This window comes from Corynebacterium sp. ACRPJ, assembly GCF_022347345.1.
Taxonomy (GTDB): Bacteria; Actinomycetota; Actinomycetes; order Mycobacteriales; family Mycobacteriaceae; genus Corynebacterium; species Corynebacterium tuberculostearicum_D.
Genome location: NZ_JAKRNC010000004.1, coordinates 1 through 19556, shown reverse-complemented (window position 1 = coordinate 19556; position 19556 = coordinate 1). Strand labels below are relative to the sequence as shown.

Sequence of the window (19556 nt, the reverse complement as noted above, 5' to 3'; positions counted from 1 at the left end):
CGCGCGCAAGCGCTGTAGATCCTCCGAAGGAGAACCCCACTAGTGAGTAATACCGAGTTCCGTAATGTTGCCATCGTCGCGCACGTTGACCATGGCAAGACCACCCTGGTCAACGGCATGCTGGAGCAGTCCGGCGCCTTTGGTGACCACGGTGAACACACGGACCGCGTCATGGACTCCAATGATCAGGAGCGCGAGCGCGGCATTACCATTCTGGCCAAGAACACGGCCATTCACCGCAAGGGCCTGGGCAAGGACGGCCAGGACCTGATTATTAACGTCATCGACACCCCAGGCCACGCCGACTTCGGTGGCGAGGTCGAGCGCGGTATTTCCATGGTGGATGGCGTTGTCTTGCTCGTCGATGCCTCCGAGGGTCCGCTGCCGCAGACCCGCTTCGTGCTCACCAAGGCACTAGAAGCCAAGCTGCCGGTTATCATCTGCGTGAACAAGACTGACCGCCCAGATGCCCGCATCGACGAGGTTGTCTCCGAGTCTCAGGACCTGCTGCTGGAAATCGCCGCCGGCCTGGAGGACGAGGAAGCTGCGGCCGCCGCCGAGGAGCTGCTGGACCTTCCGGTTCTCTACGCTTCCGGCCGCGCCGGCGTTGCCTCCACCGAGAACCCAGGCGATGGCAACGTCCCTGAAGGCGAGGATCTGCAGCCGCTTTTCGACGTCATCTACAACGTCCTCCCAGAGCCCTCCGCTACCGTCGACGCCCCGCTGCAGGCGCACGTGACCAACCTGGACGCCTCCGACTTCCTGGGCCGTATCGCGCTGCTGCGCATCTACGCCGGCCGCATCAAGAAGGGCCAGCAGGTGGCCTGGATCCACTACGACGAGGATGGCAACCAGCACACCAAGACCGTGAAGGTCGCCGAGCTGCTGCGCACCGTTGGCTTCGAGCGCCAGCCCGCGGAGGAGGCCATCGCCGGCGATATCGTAGCCATTTCCGGTATCTCCGATGTCATGATTGGTGACACCATCGCCGATCCGGAAAACCCTGAGGCTCTGCCGCGCATCACCGTGGACGAGCCGGCCATCTCCATGACCATCGGCGTCAATACCTCCCCGATGGCAGGACAGGGCGGTGGCGATAAACTTACCGCGCGTATGGTCAAGGCCCGGTTGGAGCAGGAGCTTATCGGTAACGTGTCCCTGCGCGTGCTGCCTACCGAGCGCCCCGATGCTTGGGAGGTCCAGGGCCGCGGCGAGATGGCGCTATCCGTGCTCATCGAGTCCATGCGCCGCGAGGGCTTCGAGCTGACCATCGGCAAGCCGCAGGTTGTGACCAAGGAAATCGACGGCAAGACCTACGAGCCATACGAGATCCTCACCATTGACTCCCCGTCCGAGCACCAGGGCGCTATTACCCAGCTGTTGGCTGGCCGCAAGGGTCAGATGCAGGCCATGGACGTTCGCGAGGGCGACTGGGTGCGCATGGTCTTCCGCGTTCCTGCTCGCGGTCTCATTGGCTTCCGCACCCAGTTCATGACCGAGACACGTGGTGCCGGCATTGCCAACTCCATTTCCGACGGCCTGGATGTCTGGGCCGGCGAGATCAAGTCCCGCCCGACCGGCTCTCTCGTGGCTGACCGTACCGGCCAGATCACTCAGTACGCGCTGATGCAGCTGGCTGACCGCGGCAACTTCTTCGTCGAGCCGGGCGCCGAGGCTTATGAGGGCATGGTCGTTGGTGCCAATAACCGCGATGAGGATATTGACATCAACATCACCAAGGAAAAGAAGCTGACCAATATGCGCTCCGCTACTGCGGATGCCACCGTCACCCTGGCCAAGGCGCACACCCTCTCCTTGGAAGAAGCACTGGAATTCTGTGGTAACGACGAGTGCGTCGAGGTCGCCCCGGACGTCCTGCGCGTGCGCAAGGTGGAGCTTTCCGCTACCGACCGCAAGCGTGCTGCTGCTCGCAAGAAGCAGATGAATAAGTAATAAGCCGCACCCTAGGTGGTGGTGATTGCCGCTGATGTGGCCACCATCGCCGCAACCGCTGCCGCCTCCTCAACTACGGCCTTGACCGCTGAGGAGGCGGTTTTGTCATACTCCACCTCTTTTTTGATGTCCTGAATGCGTGCCCGCATCTCCCGGCGCTTCATTCCCTCCGCATTGTTTTTCAGCAGGGTATAGGCGCCGCTGACCTCGCGGAGAATATCGAGAATAATGACGTCGTTGACCTCGGCCGGCCGCTGCGCCTCCAGCACCGCAACCAACCGTTCGCGCAGTTCCTTTTCCAGCTCCAAGTCCGTCATGATGTAGCGGTCGCCGCTTATCTGCCACCACTTGGCCTTTTCCACGTCGAGCTGTCCATTTGCGTGGAAATCCAACGCGATGATTTCCCGCGGGGTAAACCACGAGGCCTCCAAGAGGCTCTGCATGCTGGTGGCTTTGTGTTGCTGCAGCTCCTCCCAGGCCCAAGCCAACACGGGGTGCTCTGGGCGCTGTGGAGTGGTCTCTACCTTCTTCTTCTCACCGAGCTCTACGTGACCGCCCAGCAGCAGGTCCGCGAGTACGGTGGCGCGCAGGGCGGCCTCATTATTGGATACCCAGTCTTCCTTCTTGCCGTTGTCCTTGGTTAGTAGAAGGAACATTTCTTGGCAGATGAGCATCGGGGCCTCCTTAAAAGTTGCGGTCTATGGCCGAGTCTAGCGCCAATAATCTTCGTTTCGGCGGGGGAGAGGGACTAAAGTAGTCCGCGATGAAAAAGAATCCGGCTTCACCAAGGCGCGCGGCGTCGGCAATCGCAGCGGTACTCAGCACCGCCAGCCTTGCACTACTTAGCGCCTGCGCGGCTAACCCCGGCCCACCACCGGTGGTGGAGGAAAATGCCTCCGTGCTGCAAGAAGATCAGACCACCACCACGCCTACCCCGGAAGAAGAGCAGCCGCAGGATGCCGACTCCGCCAAGCGCCCCACCATCTCGGTGGGCGTGGACCCCTTGCGCGCGGGATTGAACCCGCACCTGGTGGCCAATAACTCCGAGCTGGTCGACCAGATTGCAGAACTGGTGCTGCCCTCAGCGTTCCACAACGGGCAAAGGGACGCCGATATCCTCGAATCCGCCTCTGAGGTCACCGCGCCTAAGGGCGTGGTGCAGCGGGTGCGCTACGTCATTGCCTCGCCCGCACAATGGTCCGATGGCACACCCATTTCCGGTGCGGACTTTAGCTACCTGTGGAAGCAGATGACCACTACCGCCGGTGTGCGCGATCCTTCCGGCTACCACGCCATATCGGCTGTTAATACCTCCGATGGCGGCCGCGTAGTCACCGTGGATTTCTCCGAGAAGGTGAAAGATTGGCACCTGCTTTTTCATAATTTGTTGCCTTCCCACCTGCTGCAGGACGATAACTTCGGCTCCGCCTTGGCCGATAAGATTCCGGCATCGGCCGGGCGCTTCCTCGTCGATAGCGTGGACCGCGGCCGCGGAGTCATTACCTTGAACCGGAACGACCGCTTCTGGGGTGCCAATCCGGCGCAGGTGGACGTCATTCAGCTGCGCGAGGTGCGCGATAGCACCCAGGCGCTTAATATGCTGCGCTCCGGGCAGATTGGTTTCGCGGACTTCACGCCTGGCCAAACCTCGCAGGAAGCACTGGGCCTTTTGGGGCATGTTTCCGATAAGACACTGACCCGCCCGCGCCAACTGCGCCTGCACATGTCCACCGCGGATGAAGCTCTGGAAGAAAGGGCCGCGCGCCGCGGATTGGCCTCGCTGATTGATACGGACCAGGTCGCGCGCTTGGCCACCGGCCGCGCCTCCAACCTCGAACCGGGGAATAACCCCATTAGTAAGGACACGGATCTCACTGCGCTGCGCACTCGCGCTAGTAAGAAGCCGATTCGCTTTGCGGTAGACCCCACCAGCCCCACGGCCTTGGCCGCGGCCAATACGCTTTATGACGTCCTCGAAGCCCACGGGATCGCCGCCGAGGTGGTGTCCGAGCGCCTGACCACGATCACCTCCAAGCTCCTGCCCGAAGGTGAGGTGGATGCGGTAGTGACCTGGGAGGATATCTCCCTGAACTCGGTGGCCGCGGCAAATATCTTCAGCTGCGATGACAAGCAGCCGCTCGCCGGCGACCTGTCCGGAATCTGCCCGGAGAACGCGGAGGAGATTCGCGAGGAGATTTTATCCGGCGCCCTGAGCCCAAAGGAAGCACTCGGACGCATTCGCGATGTGAACTCTAAAGAAGCTCTCTACGTGCCTTTGGTGGATGAGACGCGTATCCACGCGCTCGGGGAGGGTATTGTAGGCCCCGGCCAAAGCGTCGATGATTGGGACGAGGGTCTTATCACCGCGCCCCGCTGGAGGATAGATGAAGACTAAGGACCTAACCGGCTACCGCGTGGTGGCAGTGCACGCCCACCCGGATGATGAAACCCTCTTTATGGGTGGCACCCTGGCAACTCTAGCCGCACGCGGCGCCGAGGTTATCGTCATTACGCTTACCTTGGGCGAGGACGGCGAGGTCATCGGCGAGCCTTACCAAGGCTTGGCCGATCATGATCAGCTCGGCGGTTTCCGCGCCCGCGAATTGGCCAATGCCCTCGATGCCCTGGGCGTCAAGGGCATCCAACTGGGCGGTTTCGGCCACTTCCATGACTCCGGCATGGCAGGCTCTCCCTCGCACGAGAACCCGCGTGCACTGGTCAATCGCATCGAGGAGGCGGCCGATTTCCTGAGCGACGAGCTCGAGGCGATTCACCCCCACGCCATCTTGACCTACGGGCCCGATGGCGGCTATGGCCACCCGGACCACATTGCGGTGCATAAGGCGGTGATGAAGGCGGCGTCGCCAAGCACGCGCATTTGGTACGGCATTTTTGAACGCGCCGCCAACTATGCCGGTTTGGACACCCTCGATGCGCCGGCGGGGTGGACCAAGCCCAGCCAGGAGTACCTAGACAATTTCACCAACGAGGGCGCGGACGTCACCGTCGCTCTTTCCGACGCCGCCCTGGACGCCAAGCGCTGCGCTATGCGCGCCCACGCCTCCCAAATCTGGGTGGCCGATGGCACCACCACCCGCACCAACCCCGAGGCCGCCGTGGCCGCGCTGCACGAACCCGAGCACGTGCCCGGAGCCTATGGCCTATCCAACCTGCTGGTCATGCCCCTGCTGCGCGCCGAGTACTTCCAGCTGGGCCAGGGTGAGCCGGCCGATGACTTGCTGGGCGGCCTATAATGCGCACGGATTTTAGTCGCGGCGAGCAGGTCACCGGCCTAGTGTGGCTGGCCATCGGCGCGTTGCTATCGGTCTTTCTTGAGGTCATCTACCTCACCGCCCGCATTCCGCTATCCAATGGGGCGAGTGTGGCTTTTCCCATCACCATCCTGCTTGCGTGGTGGTTTAACTCCGTGCTCACCCGCACCGCCCGGCTATGGAGCCCCGCGCCGATGGTCGGCGCCATCCCGCTCATCGTTTGGTGCCTGGGCTTTTTCGCCTTCATGCTCCTCGTACCGATGACAGGAGACATGCTCTTGGCCAATAATATTCTCAGCCTGCTCCTGCTTTTGGCCGGGATAGGCGGGGGCGTTTGGCCATTTTTCAAGCAGAAGTGACATACTGTTAAACATCCCAAATCCGAGAAATCAGGAAGCTTCAAGGAATCTCCATGACTTATACGATCGCACAGCCTTGCGTTGACGTAATGGACCGCGGCTGCGTTGAGGAATGCCCTGTTGACTGCATCTATGAGGGCAAGCGCATGCTCTACATCCACCCGGATGAGTGCGTGGACTGCGGCGCCTGCGAGCCGGCTTGCCCAGTCGAGGCCATCTTCTACGAGGATGACGTTCCCGATGAGTGGCTGGACTACAACGACGCCAACGCGGCCTTCTTCGATGACCTGGGCTCCCCGGGCGGCGCGGCAGCCCTTGGGCCACAGGACTTTGACGTCCCGATGATTGCCGCGCTTCCGCCACAGAATCAGGAGTAAGACATGGCACGCACACCGCTAGGAAAGACGCTTCCAGACTTCCCCTGGGATTCGCTGGCCGGCGCCAAGAAGAAGGCCCAGGCCCACCCGGGTGGAATCGTTGACCTCTCGGTGGGCAACCCCGTTGACCCTGTGTCCCCGGGCGTGCAGCTCGCGTTGACCGCGGCCGCGCAGAACCCTGGTTACCCGCAGACCGCCGGCACCCCGGAGCTGCGCGAGGCCATCGCCGCCGCGCTCACCCGCCGCTATAACATGCAGGTTGACCGCGTCCTACCGGTGGTCGGCACCAAGGAGGCCATCGCCTGGCTGCCCACGCTTCTGGGTATGCGCGGCGAGACCGTCGCCTTCCCCTCGGTGGCCTATCCCACCTATGAGGTGGGCGCCTTGCTCGCCGGTGCTAAGCCGCTGCGCGCGGATTCCGATTTCCAGGATGCCTCCCTGGTCTTTTTGAATTCGCCCTCCAATCCCACCGGCCGCGTCCTCGGCGTGGAGGAGCTGCGCCGCATCGTGGCGTGGGCACGGGAGACCGGCGCCATCATCGCCTCCGATGAGTGCTATATGAGCCTGGGCTGGAACGACGATAATCCGCCGGTGTCCATCCTTGATCCGCGCGTGACCGATGGCGATAACACCGGCCTCATCGCCATGCATTCGCTGTCCAAGACGGCGAATATGGCCTCCTACCGCGCCGGCTTCTTCGCGGGCGATAACGAGCTCATCGCCGAGCTGCTGCAGCTGCGCAAGCACGCTGGCCTCATCGTTCCAGGCCCCATCCAGGCCGCCATGGTCGCCGCGCTAAACGACGACGACACCGAGGCCCTCCAGCGCAACCGCTACGCTTCCCGCCGTGCGGTGCTTATGCACGCGCTTGTCGACGCCGGCTTTACCATCGACCACTCCGATGCCGGCATGTACTTGTGGGCCACCCGTGGCGAGAATTGCCGCGAGACCATCGACTGGCTGGCTGAGCGCGGCATCCTCGCTGCCCCGGGCGACTTCTACGGCCCGGCAGGTGAGAAGCACGTGCGCATCGGTCTCAATGGCACCGATGAGCGCATCGATGCCGCCGTGGACCGCCTCGCCGGTGCCTAATTCCGGCAGGCCTCCCGCCCGCGCGGGCATTTCCCCGCGCAAAACGGTCCTGCGCGGCCGCGTGCCCGAGGAAGGGGAGTACTTCGCCGCCCGCGCCGGCGACTCCCCCTTTTCGCCCGGCACCTTGCTGCCGCCCGGCGCCGCACTTTCACACCCCGTGCCCGCCTGGTACCACCCCTCCGTTCCTCCGGAATGCCCGATTCCTTTCGACTACTCCGTGGTCCACGCCGACCGCGACCTCATCGTGGCCGATAAGCCGCACTTCTTGCCCACGACCACCAACGGCCGCCTCCAGCACGAAACGCTGCAAACCCGCCTCCGCGTGGATTTCGGCGAAGACGACATCGTACCCCTGCACCGCTTGGACCGCCTGACCGCTGGCCTCGTCATCTGCTCCCGCAATCCCGAAACCCGCGCCGACTACCAGCGCATCTTCCTGGAGGGGAGTGCGGTGAAGAGGTATCGGGGCGTCGTCAAGCAGCCGCTTTTCGTGGACCGGGAAATCACCCTGCGCATGCGCAAGCCCCGCGGGTCGCGCCAGGTGCTCGTCGCCCCCGACGGCGCGCCCACCTCCACGTTTGTGCGCGCCGCCGGCCGGGAGGTGACCATGTGGCCGCGCACCGGCCATACCCACCAACTGCGGGTGCTGCTCAATTACCTCGGCCACCCGCTGCTCGGCGACGATACCTATCCCACCCCGCGCGAGCTCGACCTCTATGACTTCCGAACCCCGCTCGCCCTGCTCCACGAGGCTATAACTTTTATAGATCCTCTATCACATTCCGAGCGTCAATTTTTCAGTTCCCAGGCTTTAAGAACTACAATCGAGTAGTTATTTAATCACTGGCTAGAAAGGCGGCCCATGGCAGACCTCAGCGTCGCGCGCTTTGTGTCCAATTTTGGGCAGTTTCTCAAATTCGGCATCGTCGGCGGTTCCGGTACCGCGGTAAATCTCATCACCTCGGTCCTGGCGAAGAAGTGGGGCTGGGCATGCTTCGAAGCGATGCCCAATGACCCGCTGGTCAACCTCTTCGGAACCCAATTTCACCTGCGCTGGTTCATGCTCTATTCCACCATCGCTTTCTTAGTCGCAAATACGTGGAACTACCAGCTCAACCGCATGTGGACCTTCAAGTCAGTGTCTAAAGTGTCCTGGATCCGCGGATTCTTCCCCTTCCTGCTCGCCGGTATTGGTGCCTTCGTGGTGTCGATGGCGATTCAGCATCTGCTGATGAATCCCACCTCTCCGCTCCATTTGCCGGCCGATATTCTGGATGATTCCACCGGCCTGCGCACGATGTATTACTGGGCAAACGCCATTTCCATCATCGTGGCGATGCCCATCAACTTCGTCATCAACAAGCTGTGGACCTTCCGCTCGAAGCCGAAGGCGCCTCAGGTTGTCCAGGAAACTGAACCTGCCTAGCCAGGTCCCGGGCCGGCCTCATCCGCCTCGCTCTGTCCCGCCCCTTGGCCCCATCGCCTTTCGCCCCACCGCCCTTCGCGCTCACCAGCGCACGGCGATGGGGCTTTTTCTAGCTGCCGGTGAGCGGGAAGGGGGGCGTCGGCAAGCAATGCTCCCGTCGCGGTCACCGGCATCCCTTCGACGACGGTGAGTGGGCCTCTCGGTGAGCGCGAAGGGCGGGTGGAGGGGAGCGGGAGTGGGACTAGTCTTCGAGCTCGGCATCCAGGCGAGCCTGGTCGCGGCGGTGCTGGCGGCGACGAATGAAGGGGGTGAGGATGAGTACGGTGATTACACCGACGGCGGTGCCGAGGAGGTAAGAGGCGGGGCTGTGGCCGTCGGCAGGCGCGTAGGCGTTATAGGCAATGCCAGCGAACATGGCGATAAGTGGGATGAAATAGACGGCCATTGCGGTCCAATTTCGGCCCACTGGTGGGGTGGCGACGCGCTTGCGCATCCAAGCTGTGCCGATGGAATTGCCGAGGATGGACGGTACGAGCGCGAGGAAGCACAGCATGCTCATTCGGCCGGGGAGAACCCAGGCGAGGATTGCGGCGACGACGAGCTCGAGGAATGGGATGAGAGTGATGCCAATTGCACAGGCTTTATAGAGCGTGTCGCGTTCGAATTCATCGCGAGTGGCGCGCTCGATTTCATTGAGGGAGTAGTTGGCAATGGCGTTAATCATGTTGTTCGGCTCCAAAGATTTCTTCGACGGATTTACCTAGTTCGTGGCAAATGTCCAGTGCGAGGTGCACCGAAGGGGAGTAATTGCCCCGTTCGATATTGGCGATGGTCTGGCGGGAGACGCCGGCTTTTTCAGCGAGTTCGGCTTGTGATAATTCGAGCCAGCGGCGCCATTTGCGGACCATGTTGGGGTGGTCGGCCATCTGGACTCCTTTACTGTGTGTCTTGCTTGTATATCCGAATGTAAAGGATAATTGTCATTAAAGCAAATGTTTCACACATAGATGCCATTTCCAGTAAGGCTGAGTTGCTGAGGTCGGAAGCTCAGGGTTGCGGCCTTTTAGCACCTCAAGAGTGGCTTTGATAAGTAGGATGGCTTCGCTGAGGTGGTAGTTGATGTCGTCGGCAGTAAAGCGCAAAACCGTATATCCGTGGGCGACGGCCGAGTTTTGTTTGGACCGGTCAGCTTGAAAGGCCTCGCTGTGCTTGTGGTATTCCCAGCCATCGACCTCCACAAGGAGCCTTCCAATCCTGAGATCAAAGCGGTACCCCGCAATGAGAGCATTGTGTTCTGGGAAAATTCCTTCAGTGCGCAGCTTTCTGCTTAAAGTGCGCTCCGGTGGGCTATCCGCTCCAATCGCGGCGTGCCGGATCGTCTCATTTAGACTCCTTGGGACGCGCCGCATTCGCCGACGATCCGTTTCTAGACGGCCGGGGCCGTGTTTCCCTCGGTAGTGTTCTTCCAAAAGAGGCCTGCAGGCTCGCGAAATCCTTCGCGCGGCCCACAACGGTTGCATCACCGGAAGGCCGTTGACATTGTGCGTGGCTTGAAGTCGCGAGTGTGAAACGCGAAAGCTCTTACCCTTCAAAGTGCGCGGTCCCTCCGCTTCCAGAGGAAATGTCAGCTGCCGGCCGAGGTAAATCTCTTGCGCCGTCTTTCCCGTGAAATGGATGCGGCTGAGCCCATGCGCCAGCGCCCGCGCCACCGCCCAGGGCGTCCATTCATCGGTATAAATCCCCCTGTGCACGCGATACAGCTTCCCCTCGCGCACTTTGCGACGAATCGCATCCTTGCTCAAACCTTGCCCGCGTAGTTCCGCGGTAGTCCATTCCCCCATGGGGCTTAACCTAAGCGGTCGTGTTGAGCTGTAGCTATGCGCGTCGCGGCATCCTGTGGATAACCCGGGGTTCGGGGGCGATTTTCCGCTGCGTGGTCCGGATAGCTGTGGATAACTGCCCTTCACGCTCACCGGCGGCCCCGGGTTGCCCTGATTTGTGCTCCCCGTGAGCGCGACGGGAGGGGGCGTGGGCAGAGTTCGCCCTAGGCGCTCACCAGGTGACGAAAAAGAGAGACCCCGCCTCGTGCCGGTGAGCGCGAAGGGCGGGAGTGGCCGAGGGAGGACGGAGGGGCGAGGTGAGCCCCCTGGGATAAGGGGCTAGGTGAGGGGCAGCGTTGAGGTCGGGTTGATGCCGCGAACCTTGGAATTGATAACGCCGGCGATGGCGAGCACCGCGAACATGGCGGCGGCGGAGAGGAGTTGGGTGCGGGCGGTGGCGTCGGTAAGCATGAGCACCGCGATGGCCGCAAAGAGGGCGAGGGCGAACCAGGTGAGGTAGGGGAAGGCCCACATGCGGATGGGGAGGGGGTGGAGCGCCTCGAGCTGGCGGCGCAGGCGTAGCTGGCTGACGGCGATGAAGACCCAGACGATGAGTAGGGAGGCGCCGGCGGCGTTGAGCATGAAGCTAAGCAGCCAGCCGGTATCGGCGTAGTTGAGCACCACCATGACGGCCGAGAGGAGGACAGAGAGGGCGATGGCGGTGGTGGGAACGCCGTCCTTATTGGTGGTGGTGAAGATGCGTGGGGCCTCGCCGCGGGAGGCTAGGGAATGCATCATGCGGGAGGAGGCGTAGATCTGCGAGTTGAAGGCGGAGAGTAGTGCGAGGACGATGACGACTTCCATGATGCCGGCCGCGCCCGGGATGCCGGCGCGCTCGAGAACCATGGTGAAGGGGGATTCCGCGGCCGTGGAGGCACCGCCCAGGATGGAATAGGGCAGGAGGAACGTGATGACGAGGACGGAGCCCAAGTAGAACACGGAGATACGCAAGATGGTGGAGCGCACGGCGTTGACTAGGGATTTTTCGGGGTCCTCGGATTCGGCAGAAGCGATGGCAACCACCTCGATGCCGCCGAAGGCGAAGGCTACGGCCAACAGGCCGGCCGCGACGCCGCCGAGGCCATTGGGCATGAAGCCGTCCTCAAGAAAGACGGAGGTTCCGATGAAGGAGTGGCCGGGCAGTAGGCCCAAGATGAGTAGCGCGCCGATAATGAGGAAGGCCACGAGGACAACGACCTTGATGAGGGCGAACCAGTACTCGAATTCGCCGAAGCTGCGCACGCGCAGCAGGTTGACGATGCCGAAGAGGACCACGCAGACGGCGGCGGGGATCCACGGCGAAACGTTGAACCAAGAGCCAATGAAGCCGGCCGCGCCGGTGATTTCGGCGCCGAGCACCGCAACGGTGGCTAGCCAATAGATCCAGCCCTGAGTAAAGCCCGCCCAGCGGCCGATGCCGTGTTCGGCGTATTCGGAAAAGGAGCCGGAGGCGGGGATAACGGTGCCCATCTCGCCCAGCATCTGCATCACCAAAATGGCCAGAAAGCCTGCGATGACGTAGGCGAGGAGCACGGCGGGGCCGGCGGCGGAAATGCCGACGCCGGTGCCCAAGAAAAGTCCGGCACCGATGGTGGAGCCTAGCCCCATCATGGTCAGGTGGCGGACCTTCAGGCCAGAACCGAGGGTGGAGGAGTTATCAATCACCCCTCCATCTTATTTTGCCCGATTGGGCTATAGGAATCGGGGGTGTTAATTCTTGTGCAGCTCGTCGTTAAGCGCGACGGCCTCAGCCTTCCACTCCACGGCCTCAACCGCGCCGGAGACGGAGTTGCGGCGCAGCAGCATGCCGGAGGCACCGGAGAGCTGGGAGCCCTTGACGTTCTCGCCATTGTCGACGCCCAGTGCTTCCGCGACCTTGCCAAAGACGGCCACCTTGGTGCCGGCGGTGACGTAGAGGCCGGCTTCGACCACGGCGTCGTCGCCAAGCGAAATGCCAATGCCGGAGTTGGCGCCGAGGAGGCAGCGCTCGCCGATGGAGATGACCTCCTTGCCGCCGCCGGACAGGGTGCCCATGATGGACGCGCCGCCGCCGATATCGGAGCCATCGCCTACGACGACGCCCGCGGAGATGCGGCCTTCCACCATGGAGGCGCCTAGGGTGCCGGCGTTGAAGTTGACGAAGCCCTCGTGCATAACGGTGGTGCCCTCAGCCAGGTGGGCGCCCAGGCGGACGCGGTCTGCGTCACCGATGCGGACGCCGGACGGTACAACGTAGTCCACCATGCGGGGGAACTTGTCCACGGAGTAGACAACGACCGGGCCGCGGGAGGCCAGGCGGCCGCGCACCATCTGGAAATCGGACACGGCGCACGGGCCGTAGTTGGTCCAGACAACGTTGTTGAGGTGGCCGAAGATGCCATCCATATTCAGGCCGTGCGGCTTGACCGCGCGGTGGGAGAGCAGGTGCAGGCGCAGGTAAGCATCGTAGGTATCGACGGGGGCGTCATCCAGATCCTTGATGGAGGTCTCAACGGCGACGCGGGCTACGCCGCGCTCCTCGTCCGGGCCGGCCAGCGCGGAGAACTGCTGGGGAACCTCCTCCAAGCGCTTGGTCTCGGTGGTCTCTACGTTCTTATCGGTGTATACGGCCGGGAACCATACGTCCAAGACGGTGCCGTTATGGGTAATGGTTGCTAGGCCACGTGCGGATGCAGAAGTCATGCCCGCTAGCTTAGCAACTACTTCCGCGCCCCCGCGCGCTGGCCGGTGGGAAGCACGAAGGACAAGATGACGAGCACCGCAGCCAGGATGAGCACCGAGATGACCTGGTTGCGCGCGGCCGGATCAAAGAGCATGAGCAGGGTCAGTCCGGCCAGGGCGGCGGCCGTAACCCACGGAAGCCAGGGGAAGCCGGGTACGTGGATCTCGGTCAGCTCGCCATTATCGCGCAGGACGGGGTGCAACTTGATAAAGGAAGCCACGATGAAGGACCAGATGACCAGCAGGCACCCTCCGACCGCGTTGAAGAGGAAGGCCAGAAGCCCTGGCGGGTTCCAGAACTGCAGGCCCACCGAAGCGAAGGCGAAGACCATGGACAAGATGACGGCGTTGATGGGGGAGCCGGCACGATTTTGCTTCAGGAAGAATCCCGGGGCGCAGTGGTCTTTGGCCATATCGAAGACCAAGCGGGAGGTGGCGTAAATCTGCGCGTTGAAGGCAGACAACAGTGCTAGGGCGATAATCGCCTCCATGAAGCCGGCCGCAAAAGGAATCTTGGCGGCCGCGAGCACCAGGGTGAAGGGGGAATCGGCCGCGACATCGGCGTCCTGGATGGAGCTAAACGGCAGCGCCATGGTGATCACCACGATGGAGCCGATGTAGAAAATCATGATGCGCACGATGATGGCGCGCACCGCGGTGGCCACGTTGTGCGCCGGGTTCTCGGATTCGGCCGCCGCGATCGTCACCAGCTCGATGCCGCCAAAGGCAAAGGCAACGGCCAGCAAACCGGCGGCGAAGCCCGGCATGCCATTGGGCAGGAAGTTCTCGGTGAAGTTGGTACCGGCCAAGGAGAAATCCATGCCCGGCAGGATGCCCAGCGCCATGAGTACGCCGATGACGAGGAAGGCGACGATGACGCCAACCTTGATGATGGCGAACCAGAACTCGAACTCACCAAAACCGCCCACGGCCGCGAAGTTGACCACCGCGAAAAACGCCACGGCGATAAGCGCTGGAATCCATGGGGCAATATCGAACCAATTGGAAATGATGGCGGCCGCGCCGGTGATTTCGGCGCCCATGACCATGATCAGCATGAACCAGTAAATCCACCCCATGGTAAAGCGCGCCCAGTGGCCATAGGCCTGGCCGGCGTAGGTGGAAAATGACCCCAAAGAGGGGCGGGCGGCAGCCATTTCACCAAGCATCCACATCACCAGTGCGATGAGCGCGCCGGCTACGGCATAGGAGATGAGCACGGAGGTGCCGGAAATCTGGATGCCGAGGCCCACGCCGAGAAAGAGACCGGCGCCCACGGCGGAGCCAAGGCCCATCATCGTGAGATGACGGGATTTCAATTGAGTGGCTTCGGCCATTGTTATCACCTTACGGGGGACGAATTATTTGCAGTGAAGTGAACTTTACACAATGCGGTGAGCTGCGCGGAGCGCTAGCATGGCGCTTTGTGACTTTAGATCTATATGCAGACCCCATCGAACTAACCAAGGCGCTCGTAGATATTCCGAGCCCCTCCCACCATGAGGAGGCCATCGCAGACGCCATCGAAGAAGCGCTGCGCGGATTGGACGTCGAGGTTGCCCGCTACGGCAATACCGTGTGCGCCCGCACGAACCGCGGGCTCGGTTCCCGCGTGGTGCTCGCTGGCCACATTGATACCGTTCCGTTGGCAGAAAATGTACCGCATCACATGGAAACCTCTGAAGACGGGGTAGAGATTATGTGGGGCTGCGGCACTGTGGACATGAAGTCCGGCATGGCCGTCTACCTCAATGCCTTTGCCCAGCTGCACGAAGCGGACGAGCTCAAGCATGACCTGACCGTCATCGCCTACGAGGGCGAAGAAGTGGCCACTGAATTTAATGGCCTGGGCCACCTGCAAAAAGACCACCCGGAGTGGCTCGAGGGCGACTTCGCTCTTCTGGGCGAGCCCTCCGGTGCCATGGTGGAGGCCGGCTGCCAGGGCTCCATTCGCCTGCGCGTGACCGCCCACGGCACCCGCGCGCACTCGGCCCGCGCCTGGCTCGGCTCCAACGCAGCACACAAGCTCGCACCCATTATGAGCCGCATCGCCGCCTATGAGTCCCGCGATGTCACCATCGATGGCTGCACCTACCGCGAGGGCCTCAACATCGTCCACCTCGAGTCCGGCGTGGCCACCAATACGCTGCCGGATGAGGCATGGATGTTTGTGAACTTCCGCTTCGCGCCGGACCGTACGAGCGACGAGGCGCTGGACTACATGAAGTCCATCATCGGCGAGGAAGAAGACGTCACCATCGAGATCGATGACATCGCACCGGCCGCCCAGCCCGGTTTGGGCCAGCCAGCGGCCAAGGCTCTTATCGACGCCGTCGGGGGCAACGTCCGCGCCAAGTACGGCTGGACCGACGTCGCCCGCTTTTCTGAAATGGGCACCCCGGCCGTAAACTTCGGCGCCGGCGACCCCGGGTTCGCGCATAAGAAGGACGAGCAGGTCCCCACCGCGCAGATCACCGAAGTATCCACCGCCCTCGTGAACTACCTGAAGGGATAGACCATGACCCCTGAGCAGATGCGCACCCTGCGCGGCCCGATGCTGCTGCGCACCGAAGGCGAGCAGGCCTCCACCTTTGACCAACGGCTCTTGGAGTCCGGCGCGGACCATGAGTGGCAGCATGCCGATCCGTGGCGCGTCCTGCGCATCCAAGGCGAGTTCGTCGCTGGCTTCGATGCGCTTTCCAAGCTGCCGAAGGCCGTGACCGTCTTCGGTTCCGCACGCACCACGCCGGAGGATGCGAGCTACCAGTTGGGCGTCGAGGTTGGCCGCAAGCTGGCCGAGCACTCCTATGCCGTCATCACCGGCGGCGGCCCCGGCATCATGGAGGCAGCCAACCGCGGCGCCCACGAGGCCGGCGGGCTATCCGTGGGCCTGGGCATCGAGCTTCCCCACGAGCAGGGGCTTAATGAGTATGTGGATCTGGGCCTGAATTTCCGCTACTTCTTTGCCCGCAAGACAATGTTCTTGAAGTACTCGCAGGCTTTCATCTGCCTGCCTGGCGGCATGGGCACGATGGATGAGTTCTTCGAGGTCATGTGCATGGTGCAGACCGGAAAGGTAACCAATTACCCCATCGTGCTCATGGGCACCGAATACTGGTCCGGCCTGCTGGAATGGATGGAAAACACCCTCGCGGCCAACGGCTATATCAACGAGGGCGACCGGGAGCTTTTCCTGCTTACCGACGACCCCGATGAGGCCCTCTCCCACATCATCCAGCGCCACCAAGTCATGAGCGATAAGCGCATCAGGGAGCCGCGTTGAGCCTCGCGCGTGTGATGGCGATTGTCAATCGCACCCCGGATTCCTTCTATGACAAGGGCGCAACCTTTGACCTCGACCCGGCGCTGCGCCGTTGTGATGAGGTGATCGCGGCCGGTGCGTCGATCGTCGATATTGGCGGTGTGAAGGCTGGCCCCGGCAAGGCAGTGGACGCGGCGGAGGAAATCGACCGCGTGGTGCCGACCATCGAGAAGGTGCACGAGCGCCACCCGGACGTGCTCATCTCCGTCGATACTTGGCGCAGCGAGGTAGCCGAGGCAGCCATCGCAGCCGGCGCCGGCCTGGTCAATGACACCTGGGCCGGTTGGGACCCCGAGCTCATCGAGGTCGCCGGCCACCACCGCGTGGGCTACGTGTGCTCGCACACCGGCGGCATCACCCCGCGCACCCGGCCGCATCGCGTCCACTTCGACGACGTGGTGGCCGATGTCATCGCGGAAACCACCCAATTGGCCGAGCGCGCCGCCTCCCTCGGCTGCCCGGAGGACCTGACCTTCATCGATCCGACGCATGACTTTGGCAAAAACACCTTTCACGGGCTCGAGCTCCTGCGGCGCATCGACGAGGTCGTCGCCACCGGTTGGCCGGTGCTCATGGCGCTATCCAATAAGGACTTCGTGGGCGAGACGCTCGACCGCGGGGTAGGAGAGCGCGTGGCCGGCACCCTGGCCGCCACCGCGTGGTCCGCCGCCCGCGGCGTGGCCGCCTTTCGCGTGCACGAGGTGGCCGAGACGGCTGATGTCATCCGCATGACCGCCGCCATCCAAGGCGAGGTCGCCCCGCTAGCAACCACGCGAGGCCTTGCATGAGCGTCTCTGTAATCATTCCAGCGCTCAACGAGGAGGACACCGTCGCGGACGTCGTGCGCGCCTGCCTCGCCGATGAACCGCTCGAGGTGCTCGTCATCGACGCAGACTCCACCGACGCCACCGCCTCCCGCGCTGCCGCCGCCGGGGCGGATGTGCGCAATTGGCGCGATATCCTCCCAGAGGAACCGCGACCCGGTAAGGGCGAATCCCTCTGGCGCGGGGTTGCCGCAGCGAAGGGAGACATCGTCGTCTTTGTCGACGCCGACCTCGAATCCGCCGCGCCCGGCATGGTCTCGGCCTTGGCCGCGCCCTTCGCCGACCCCGCGGTGGAGATGGTCAAAGCCCGCTACCGCCGCAGCCTCAACGGCCAGCCCACCGGCGGCGGCCGCGTGACCGAACTGACCGCCAAGCCGCTCATCAAGCAGCTCTTTCCCGAGCTCGCCCACATCGATCAGCCCCTTGGAGGCGAATACGCCCTGCGCCGCGCCACCGCCTTAGAACTTCCCTTCGTGGAGGGGTATGGGGTGGAAGCGGGGCTAATGGTGGACGTCGCCAAGCGGGGCAAAGTCGCACAGGTAGACCTGGGCACGCGGGTACACCGCAACCGGCCGCTGCACGAGCTGGCGCCGATGGCCGAGGTGGTTGCGCGCACGCTGCTCGCCCGCGCCGGGGTCCTCGCGCCCGTTGCTCAACGCCCGCCGCTAAAAGGTAAGGTTTAAGCCATGCTGTCTTGGATTATGCTCCTCCTCGTCCTTATCGCCCTGACCGTCATCGGCACCTGGGTGTGGGGCTCCATCTTTGGCCGCGGCGAGGTCATGCACCCGCTCGACGAGCCGCAGAAGGTGCAGGAAAATAACCGCGCCGCCCTCCGTGAAGGCCGCCTTGACCAGGTGAAATTCGAGGTAGTTCCCCGTGGATACCGCCAGGACCAGGTAGACGATCTCCTCGCGCAACTGGAAGAACAACTATCTTCCGCGCAGAAAAGGTCTAAGCTGGAAGGAAAAGAAGTTAACTAAAGGAGACTCACTATGGCAGCAATGAAGCCGCGCACGACGGGCGGAGAAATGGAAGCAGTAGAGGAGTCCCGCAAAATTGTCATGCGCATCCCCTCGGATGGCGGCGGTCGCATCGTCATCGAGCTGAGCAAGGACGAGGCCGCCGAGCTCGGTTCCCTGTTGACCGAGGTTTCTAGCTAGTCTAGGTACATGCTTTCTCATATCGTCGACATTCTGGCCGATCCCACCGATGGCACCGCGCTTTCTGGTGCCGATGATTTCTCTCGCCTCGTTTCGGAATCCGGCCACTCTTATGATGTGGCCAAGCAGGGCTACGTCACCCTCGCGGCCGGCGCCGGACTCAAGCACAAGGGCGATGACATGGATATGGTCAACGCCCGCGAGACCTATTTGGCCATGGGCCACTTCGCGCCCTTCGTTGAGGCCGTAACCGGGGCCGTCCAGGACGGACTGGATTCCGCCTCCCTGGCCGAGTCCACGCCCGCCTCCCTCCTCGAGGTGGGTGCCGGCACCGGCTACTACCTGGCCCACACCCTGGACTCCATCGCGGAGGCCCGCGGCGTTGGCCTCGACATTTCCCCGCACGCTGCGAAGCACTTGGCTAAGTGCCACCCGCGCGTCGGCGCCGTCGTGGCCGATGTGTGGGAGCGCCTTCCCATCCAGGATGAGTCCGTCGACGCAATCTCCGTCGTCTTCGCCCCGCGCAATCCCGCCGAATTCCAGCGCGTGCTTGCCCCAGGCGGCCAGGTCATCGTCTTGACCCCCGGCGCCGGACACCTGGATGAGCTGCGCGAGCCGCTCGGCATCCTCGGCGTGGAAGAAGGCAAGGTCGAGCGCATGTATGAGCAGGCCGAGGGCTTCCTCGAGCAGGCGGCCGACCCGGTCGATATCTCGTTCCCCATCGAGCTGGATAAGGCCTCCGTCGCCGCCCAGGTGGGCATGAGCCCGTCCGCGCGCCACATCAGCGCCGGCGAACTCGCCGAGCGCATGGCCGCACTGCCCCCGACGCTCACGGTCACCGCCCGCGCCCGCTTGGACCGCCTCCGCGCCGTCTAGCTCCCGGCTGGCCCCAGCCACCTCACCGCCCTTCGCGCTCACCGGCAGCGCGTGGGGCGGTTCTTTCGTCTCCCCAGTGAGCGCGAGGGGAGGTTTTCGCCTTTGCCGCTCACCGGCACACGCTTTCCGACGCCCCAGCTTCTCCCCGTGAGCGCGAAGGACGCGTATGAGGGAGCGAGGACAGACGCGGCTCAGCGGAGTGAGGCCGAAAACGCGCAACCCCGCCCTTGCCGCTCACCAGGGGAGGCGGAACCGCGGTGGGCGGCCGCGCCGGTGAGCGCGAAGGGCGGGGTC

The 19556-nt window shown here is 63.1% G+C and carries 22 protein-coding genes; 15 read left to right on the top strand and 7 right to left on the bottom strand.

Annotated features, from left to right (window positions below; translation table 11 throughout):
• The first annotated feature begins 42 nt into the window (after window positions 1–42).
• Window positions 43–1953, top strand: a complete 1911-nt coding sequence (gene typA / locus MHY08_RS03960; RefSeq protein ID WP_239192530.1) for a translational GTPase TypA — start codon at window positions 43–45, stop codon at window positions 1951–1953.
• A gap of 11 nt (window positions 1954–1964) precedes the next feature.
• On the opposite strand, the gene MHY08_RS03955 is transcribed toward typA, so the two are convergent.
• Window positions 1965–2627, bottom strand: a complete 663-nt coding sequence (locus MHY08_RS03955) for a GPP34 family phosphoprotein (protein WP_239192528.1) — start codon at window positions 2625–2627, stop codon at window positions 1965–1967.
• 89 nt (window positions 2628–2716) lie between these two features.
• Between MHY08_RS03955 and MHY08_RS03950 the strand changes: the two genes are divergently transcribed.
• From MHY08_RS03950 to MHY08_RS03920, 7 genes are read left to right on the top strand one after another with little or no spacing between them, the layout of a single operon-like run.
• Complete coding sequence (locus MHY08_RS03950; RefSeq protein ID WP_239235446.1) at window positions 2717–4348, top strand: ABC transporter family substrate-binding protein; 1632 nt, start codon at window positions 2717–2719, stop codon at window positions 4346–4348.
• The gene (locus tag MHY08_RS03945; RefSeq protein WP_239192522.1) at window positions 4338–5207 is read left to right on the top strand and encodes a PIG-L family deacetylase; all 870 of its coding nucleotides are present in this window, start codon (window positions 4338–4340) and stop codon (window positions 5205–5207) included. The genes MHY08_RS03950 and MHY08_RS03945 overlap by 11 nt, the downstream gene beginning before the upstream one ends.
• The gene (locus MHY08_RS03940) at window positions 5207–5584 is read left to right on the top strand and encodes a hypothetical protein (protein WP_005327488.1); all 378 of its coding nucleotides are present in this window, start codon (window positions 5207–5209) and stop codon (window positions 5582–5584) included. The genes MHY08_RS03945 and MHY08_RS03940 overlap by 1 nt, the downstream gene beginning before the upstream one ends.
• Window positions 5585–5637: 53 nt before the next feature.
• Window positions 5638–5961: a ferredoxin gene (fdxA, locus tag MHY08_RS03935; RefSeq protein WP_005327491.1), complete on the top strand. Its 324-nt coding sequence runs from the start codon at window positions 5638–5640 to the stop codon at window positions 5959–5961.
• A gap of 3 nt (window positions 5962–5964) precedes the next feature.
• The gene (dapC, locus tag MHY08_RS03930; protein ID WP_239235445.1) at window positions 5965–7053 is read left to right on the top strand and encodes a succinyldiaminopimelate transaminase; all 1089 of its coding nucleotides are present in this window, start codon (window positions 5965–5967) and stop codon (window positions 7051–7053) included.
• Window positions 7010–7885 (top strand): pseudouridine synthase, encoded by an 876-nt coding sequence (locus tag MHY08_RS03925; RefSeq protein WP_239235444.1) that lies wholly within the window; start codon window positions 7010–7012, stop codon window positions 7883–7885. Before dapC ends, MHY08_RS03925 begins: the two co-directional genes overlap by 44 nt.
• A 30-nt stretch (window positions 7886–7915) precedes the next feature.
• Window positions 7916–8479, top strand: coding sequence for a GtrA family protein (locus tag MHY08_RS03920; protein ID WP_204609555.1), 564 nt, complete (start codon window positions 7916–7918; stop codon window positions 8477–8479).
• 241 nt (window positions 8480–8720) lie between these two features.
• On the opposite strand, the gene MHY08_RS03915 is transcribed toward MHY08_RS03920, so the two are convergent.
• The 6 genes from MHY08_RS03915 to MHY08_RS03890 all read right to left on the bottom strand — a co-directional run bounded on the left by MHY08_RS03915 (window position 8721) and on the right by MHY08_RS03890 (window position 14417).
• A complete protein-coding gene (locus MHY08_RS03915; RefSeq protein WP_204609553.1) occupies window positions 8721–9203 on the bottom strand; it encodes a transcriptional regulator in 483 nt (160 codons plus the stop codon).
• Window positions 9196–9405, bottom strand: a complete 210-nt coding sequence (locus MHY08_RS03910; RefSeq protein ID WP_049377975.1) for a helix-turn-helix transcriptional regulator — start codon at window positions 9403–9405, stop codon at window positions 9196–9198. Before MHY08_RS03910 ends, MHY08_RS03915 begins: the two co-directional genes overlap by 8 nt.
• Window positions 9406–9462: 57 nt before the next feature.
• Window positions 9463–10320, bottom strand: coding sequence for a type IV toxin-antitoxin system AbiEi family antitoxin domain-containing protein (locus tag MHY08_RS03905; RefSeq protein WP_239235443.1), 858 nt, complete (start codon window positions 10318–10320; stop codon window positions 9463–9465).
• Between the two features lie 318 nt (window positions 10321–10638).
• Entirely contained in the window at window positions 10639–11970 is a 1332-nt protein-coding gene (locus tag MHY08_RS03900) for an amino acid permease (protein WP_239235574.1), read from the bottom strand.
• 99 nt (window positions 11971–12069) lie between these two features.
• Window positions 12070–13041, bottom strand: coding sequence for a 2,3,4,5-tetrahydropyridine-2,6-dicarboxylate N-succinyltransferase (dapD, locus tag MHY08_RS03895; protein ID WP_204609547.1), 972 nt, complete (start codon window positions 13039–13041; stop codon window positions 12070–12072).
• Between the two features lie 17 nt (window positions 13042–13058).
• Window positions 13059–14417, bottom strand: a complete 1359-nt coding sequence (locus tag MHY08_RS03890) for an amino acid permease (protein ID WP_239235441.1) — start codon at window positions 14415–14417, stop codon at window positions 13059–13061.
• Between the two features lie 89 nt (window positions 14418–14506).
• On the opposite strand from MHY08_RS03890, the gene dapE reads away from it, so the two are divergent.
• The 7 genes from dapE to MHY08_RS03855 are packed head-to-tail and all read left to right on the top strand — an operon-like array spanning window position 14507 to window position 19262.
• A complete protein-coding gene (dapE, locus tag MHY08_RS03885; protein ID WP_239192502.1) occupies window positions 14507–15595 on the top strand; it encodes a succinyl-diaminopimelate desuccinylase in 1089 nt (362 codons plus the stop codon).
• Between the two features lie 3 nt (window positions 15596–15598).
• The gene (locus tag MHY08_RS03880; RefSeq protein WP_239228039.1) at window positions 15599–16363 is read left to right on the top strand and encodes a TIGR00730 family Rossman fold protein; all 765 of its coding nucleotides are present in this window, start codon (window positions 15599–15601) and stop codon (window positions 16361–16363) included.
• 14 nt (window positions 16364–16377) lie between these two features.
• Entirely contained in the window at window positions 16378–17190 is an 813-nt protein-coding gene (gene folP / locus MHY08_RS03875; protein WP_200435252.1) for a dihydropteroate synthase, read from the top strand.
• Window positions 17187–17909, top strand: coding sequence for a glucosyl-3-phosphoglycerate synthase (locus tag MHY08_RS03870; protein WP_239235439.1), 723 nt, complete (start codon window positions 17187–17189; stop codon window positions 17907–17909). Before folP ends, MHY08_RS03870 begins: the two co-directional genes overlap by 4 nt.
• A gap of 3 nt (window positions 17910–17912) precedes the next feature.
• On the top strand, window positions 17913–18206 hold the full coding sequence (locus MHY08_RS03865; protein WP_005323537.1) for a DivIVA domain-containing protein: 294 nt from the start codon (window positions 17913–17915) through the stop codon (window positions 18204–18206).
• Between the two features lie 12 nt (window positions 18207–18218).
• Entirely contained in the window at window positions 18219–18386 is a 168-nt protein-coding gene (locus tag MHY08_RS03860; protein WP_005323535.1) for a DUF3117 domain-containing protein, read from the top strand.
• A gap of 9 nt (window positions 18387–18395) precedes the next feature.
• Complete coding sequence (locus MHY08_RS03855) at window positions 18396–19262, top strand: methyltransferase domain-containing protein (RefSeq protein ID WP_239235437.1); 867 nt, start codon at window positions 18396–18398, stop codon at window positions 19260–19262.
• Window positions 19263–19556: the final 294 nt, after the last annotated feature.

Coding starts and splice junctions, on each gene's coding strand:
- MHY08_RS03955 (WP_239192528.1), bottom strand. CDS start 2,627: ATGCTCATCTGCCAAGAAATGTTCCTTCTACTAACCAAGGACAACGGC.
- MHY08_RS03950 (WP_239235446.1), top strand. CDS start 2,717: ATGAAAAAGAATCCGGCTTCACCAAGGCGCGCGGCGTCGGCAATCGCA.
- MHY08_RS03945 (WP_239192522.1), top strand. CDS start 4,338: ATGAAGACTAAGGACCTAACCGGCTACCGCGTGGTGGCAGTGCACGCC.
- MHY08_RS03940 (WP_005327488.1), top strand. CDS start 5,207: ATGCGCACGGATTTTAGTCGCGGCGAGCAGGTCACCGGCCTAGTGTGG.
- fdxA (WP_005327491.1), top strand. CDS start 5,638: ATGACTTATACGATCGCACAGCCTTGCGTTGACGTAATGGACCGCGGC.
- dapC (WP_239235445.1), top strand. CDS start 5,965: ATGGCACGCACACCGCTAGGAAAGACGCTTCCAGACTTCCCCTGGGAT.
- MHY08_RS03925 (WP_239235444.1), top strand. CDS start 7,010: ATGAGCGCATCGATGCCGCCGTGGACCGCCTCGCCGGTGCCTAATTCC.
- MHY08_RS03920 (WP_204609555.1), top strand. CDS start 7,916: ATGGCAGACCTCAGCGTCGCGCGCTTTGTGTCCAATTTTGGGCAGTTT.
- MHY08_RS03915 (WP_204609553.1), bottom strand. CDS start 9,203: ATGATTAACGCCATTGCCAACTACTCCCTCAATGAAATCGAGCGCGCC.
- MHY08_RS03910 (WP_049377975.1), bottom strand. CDS start 9,405: ATGGCCGACCACCCCAACATGGTCCGCAAATGGCGCCGCTGGCTCGAA.
- MHY08_RS03905 (WP_239235443.1), bottom strand. CDS start 10,320: ATGGGGGAATGGACTACCGCGGAACTACGCGGGCAAGGTTTGAGCAAG.
- MHY08_RS03900 (WP_239235574.1), bottom strand. CDS start 11,970: ATGATGGGGCTAGGCTCCACCATCGGTGCCGGACTTTTCTTGGGCACC.
- dapD (WP_204609547.1), bottom strand. CDS start 13,041: ATGACTTCTGCATCCGCACGTGGCCTAGCAACCATTACCCATAACGGC.
- MHY08_RS03890 (WP_239235441.1), bottom strand. CDS start 14,417: ATGGCCGAAGCCACTCAATTGAAATCCCGTCATCTCACGATGATGGGC.
- MHY08_RS03880 (WP_239228039.1), top strand. CDS start 15,599: ATGACCCCTGAGCAGATGCGCACCCTGCGCGGCCCGATGCTGCTGCGC.
- folP (WP_200435252.1), top strand. CDS start 16,378: ATGGCGATTGTCAATCGCACCCCGGATTCCTTCTATGACAAGGGCGCA.
- MHY08_RS03870 (WP_239235439.1), top strand. CDS start 17,187: ATGAGCGTCTCTGTAATCATTCCAGCGCTCAACGAGGAGGACACCGTC.
- MHY08_RS03865 (WP_005323537.1), top strand. CDS start 17,913: ATGCTGTCTTGGATTATGCTCCTCCTCGTCCTTATCGCCCTGACCGTC.
- MHY08_RS03860 (WP_005323535.1), top strand. CDS start 18,219: ATGGCAGCAATGAAGCCGCGCACGACGGGCGGAGAAATGGAAGCAGTA.
- MHY08_RS03855 (WP_239235437.1), top strand. CDS start 18,396: ATGCTTTCTCATATCGTCGACATTCTGGCCGATCCCACCGATGGCACC.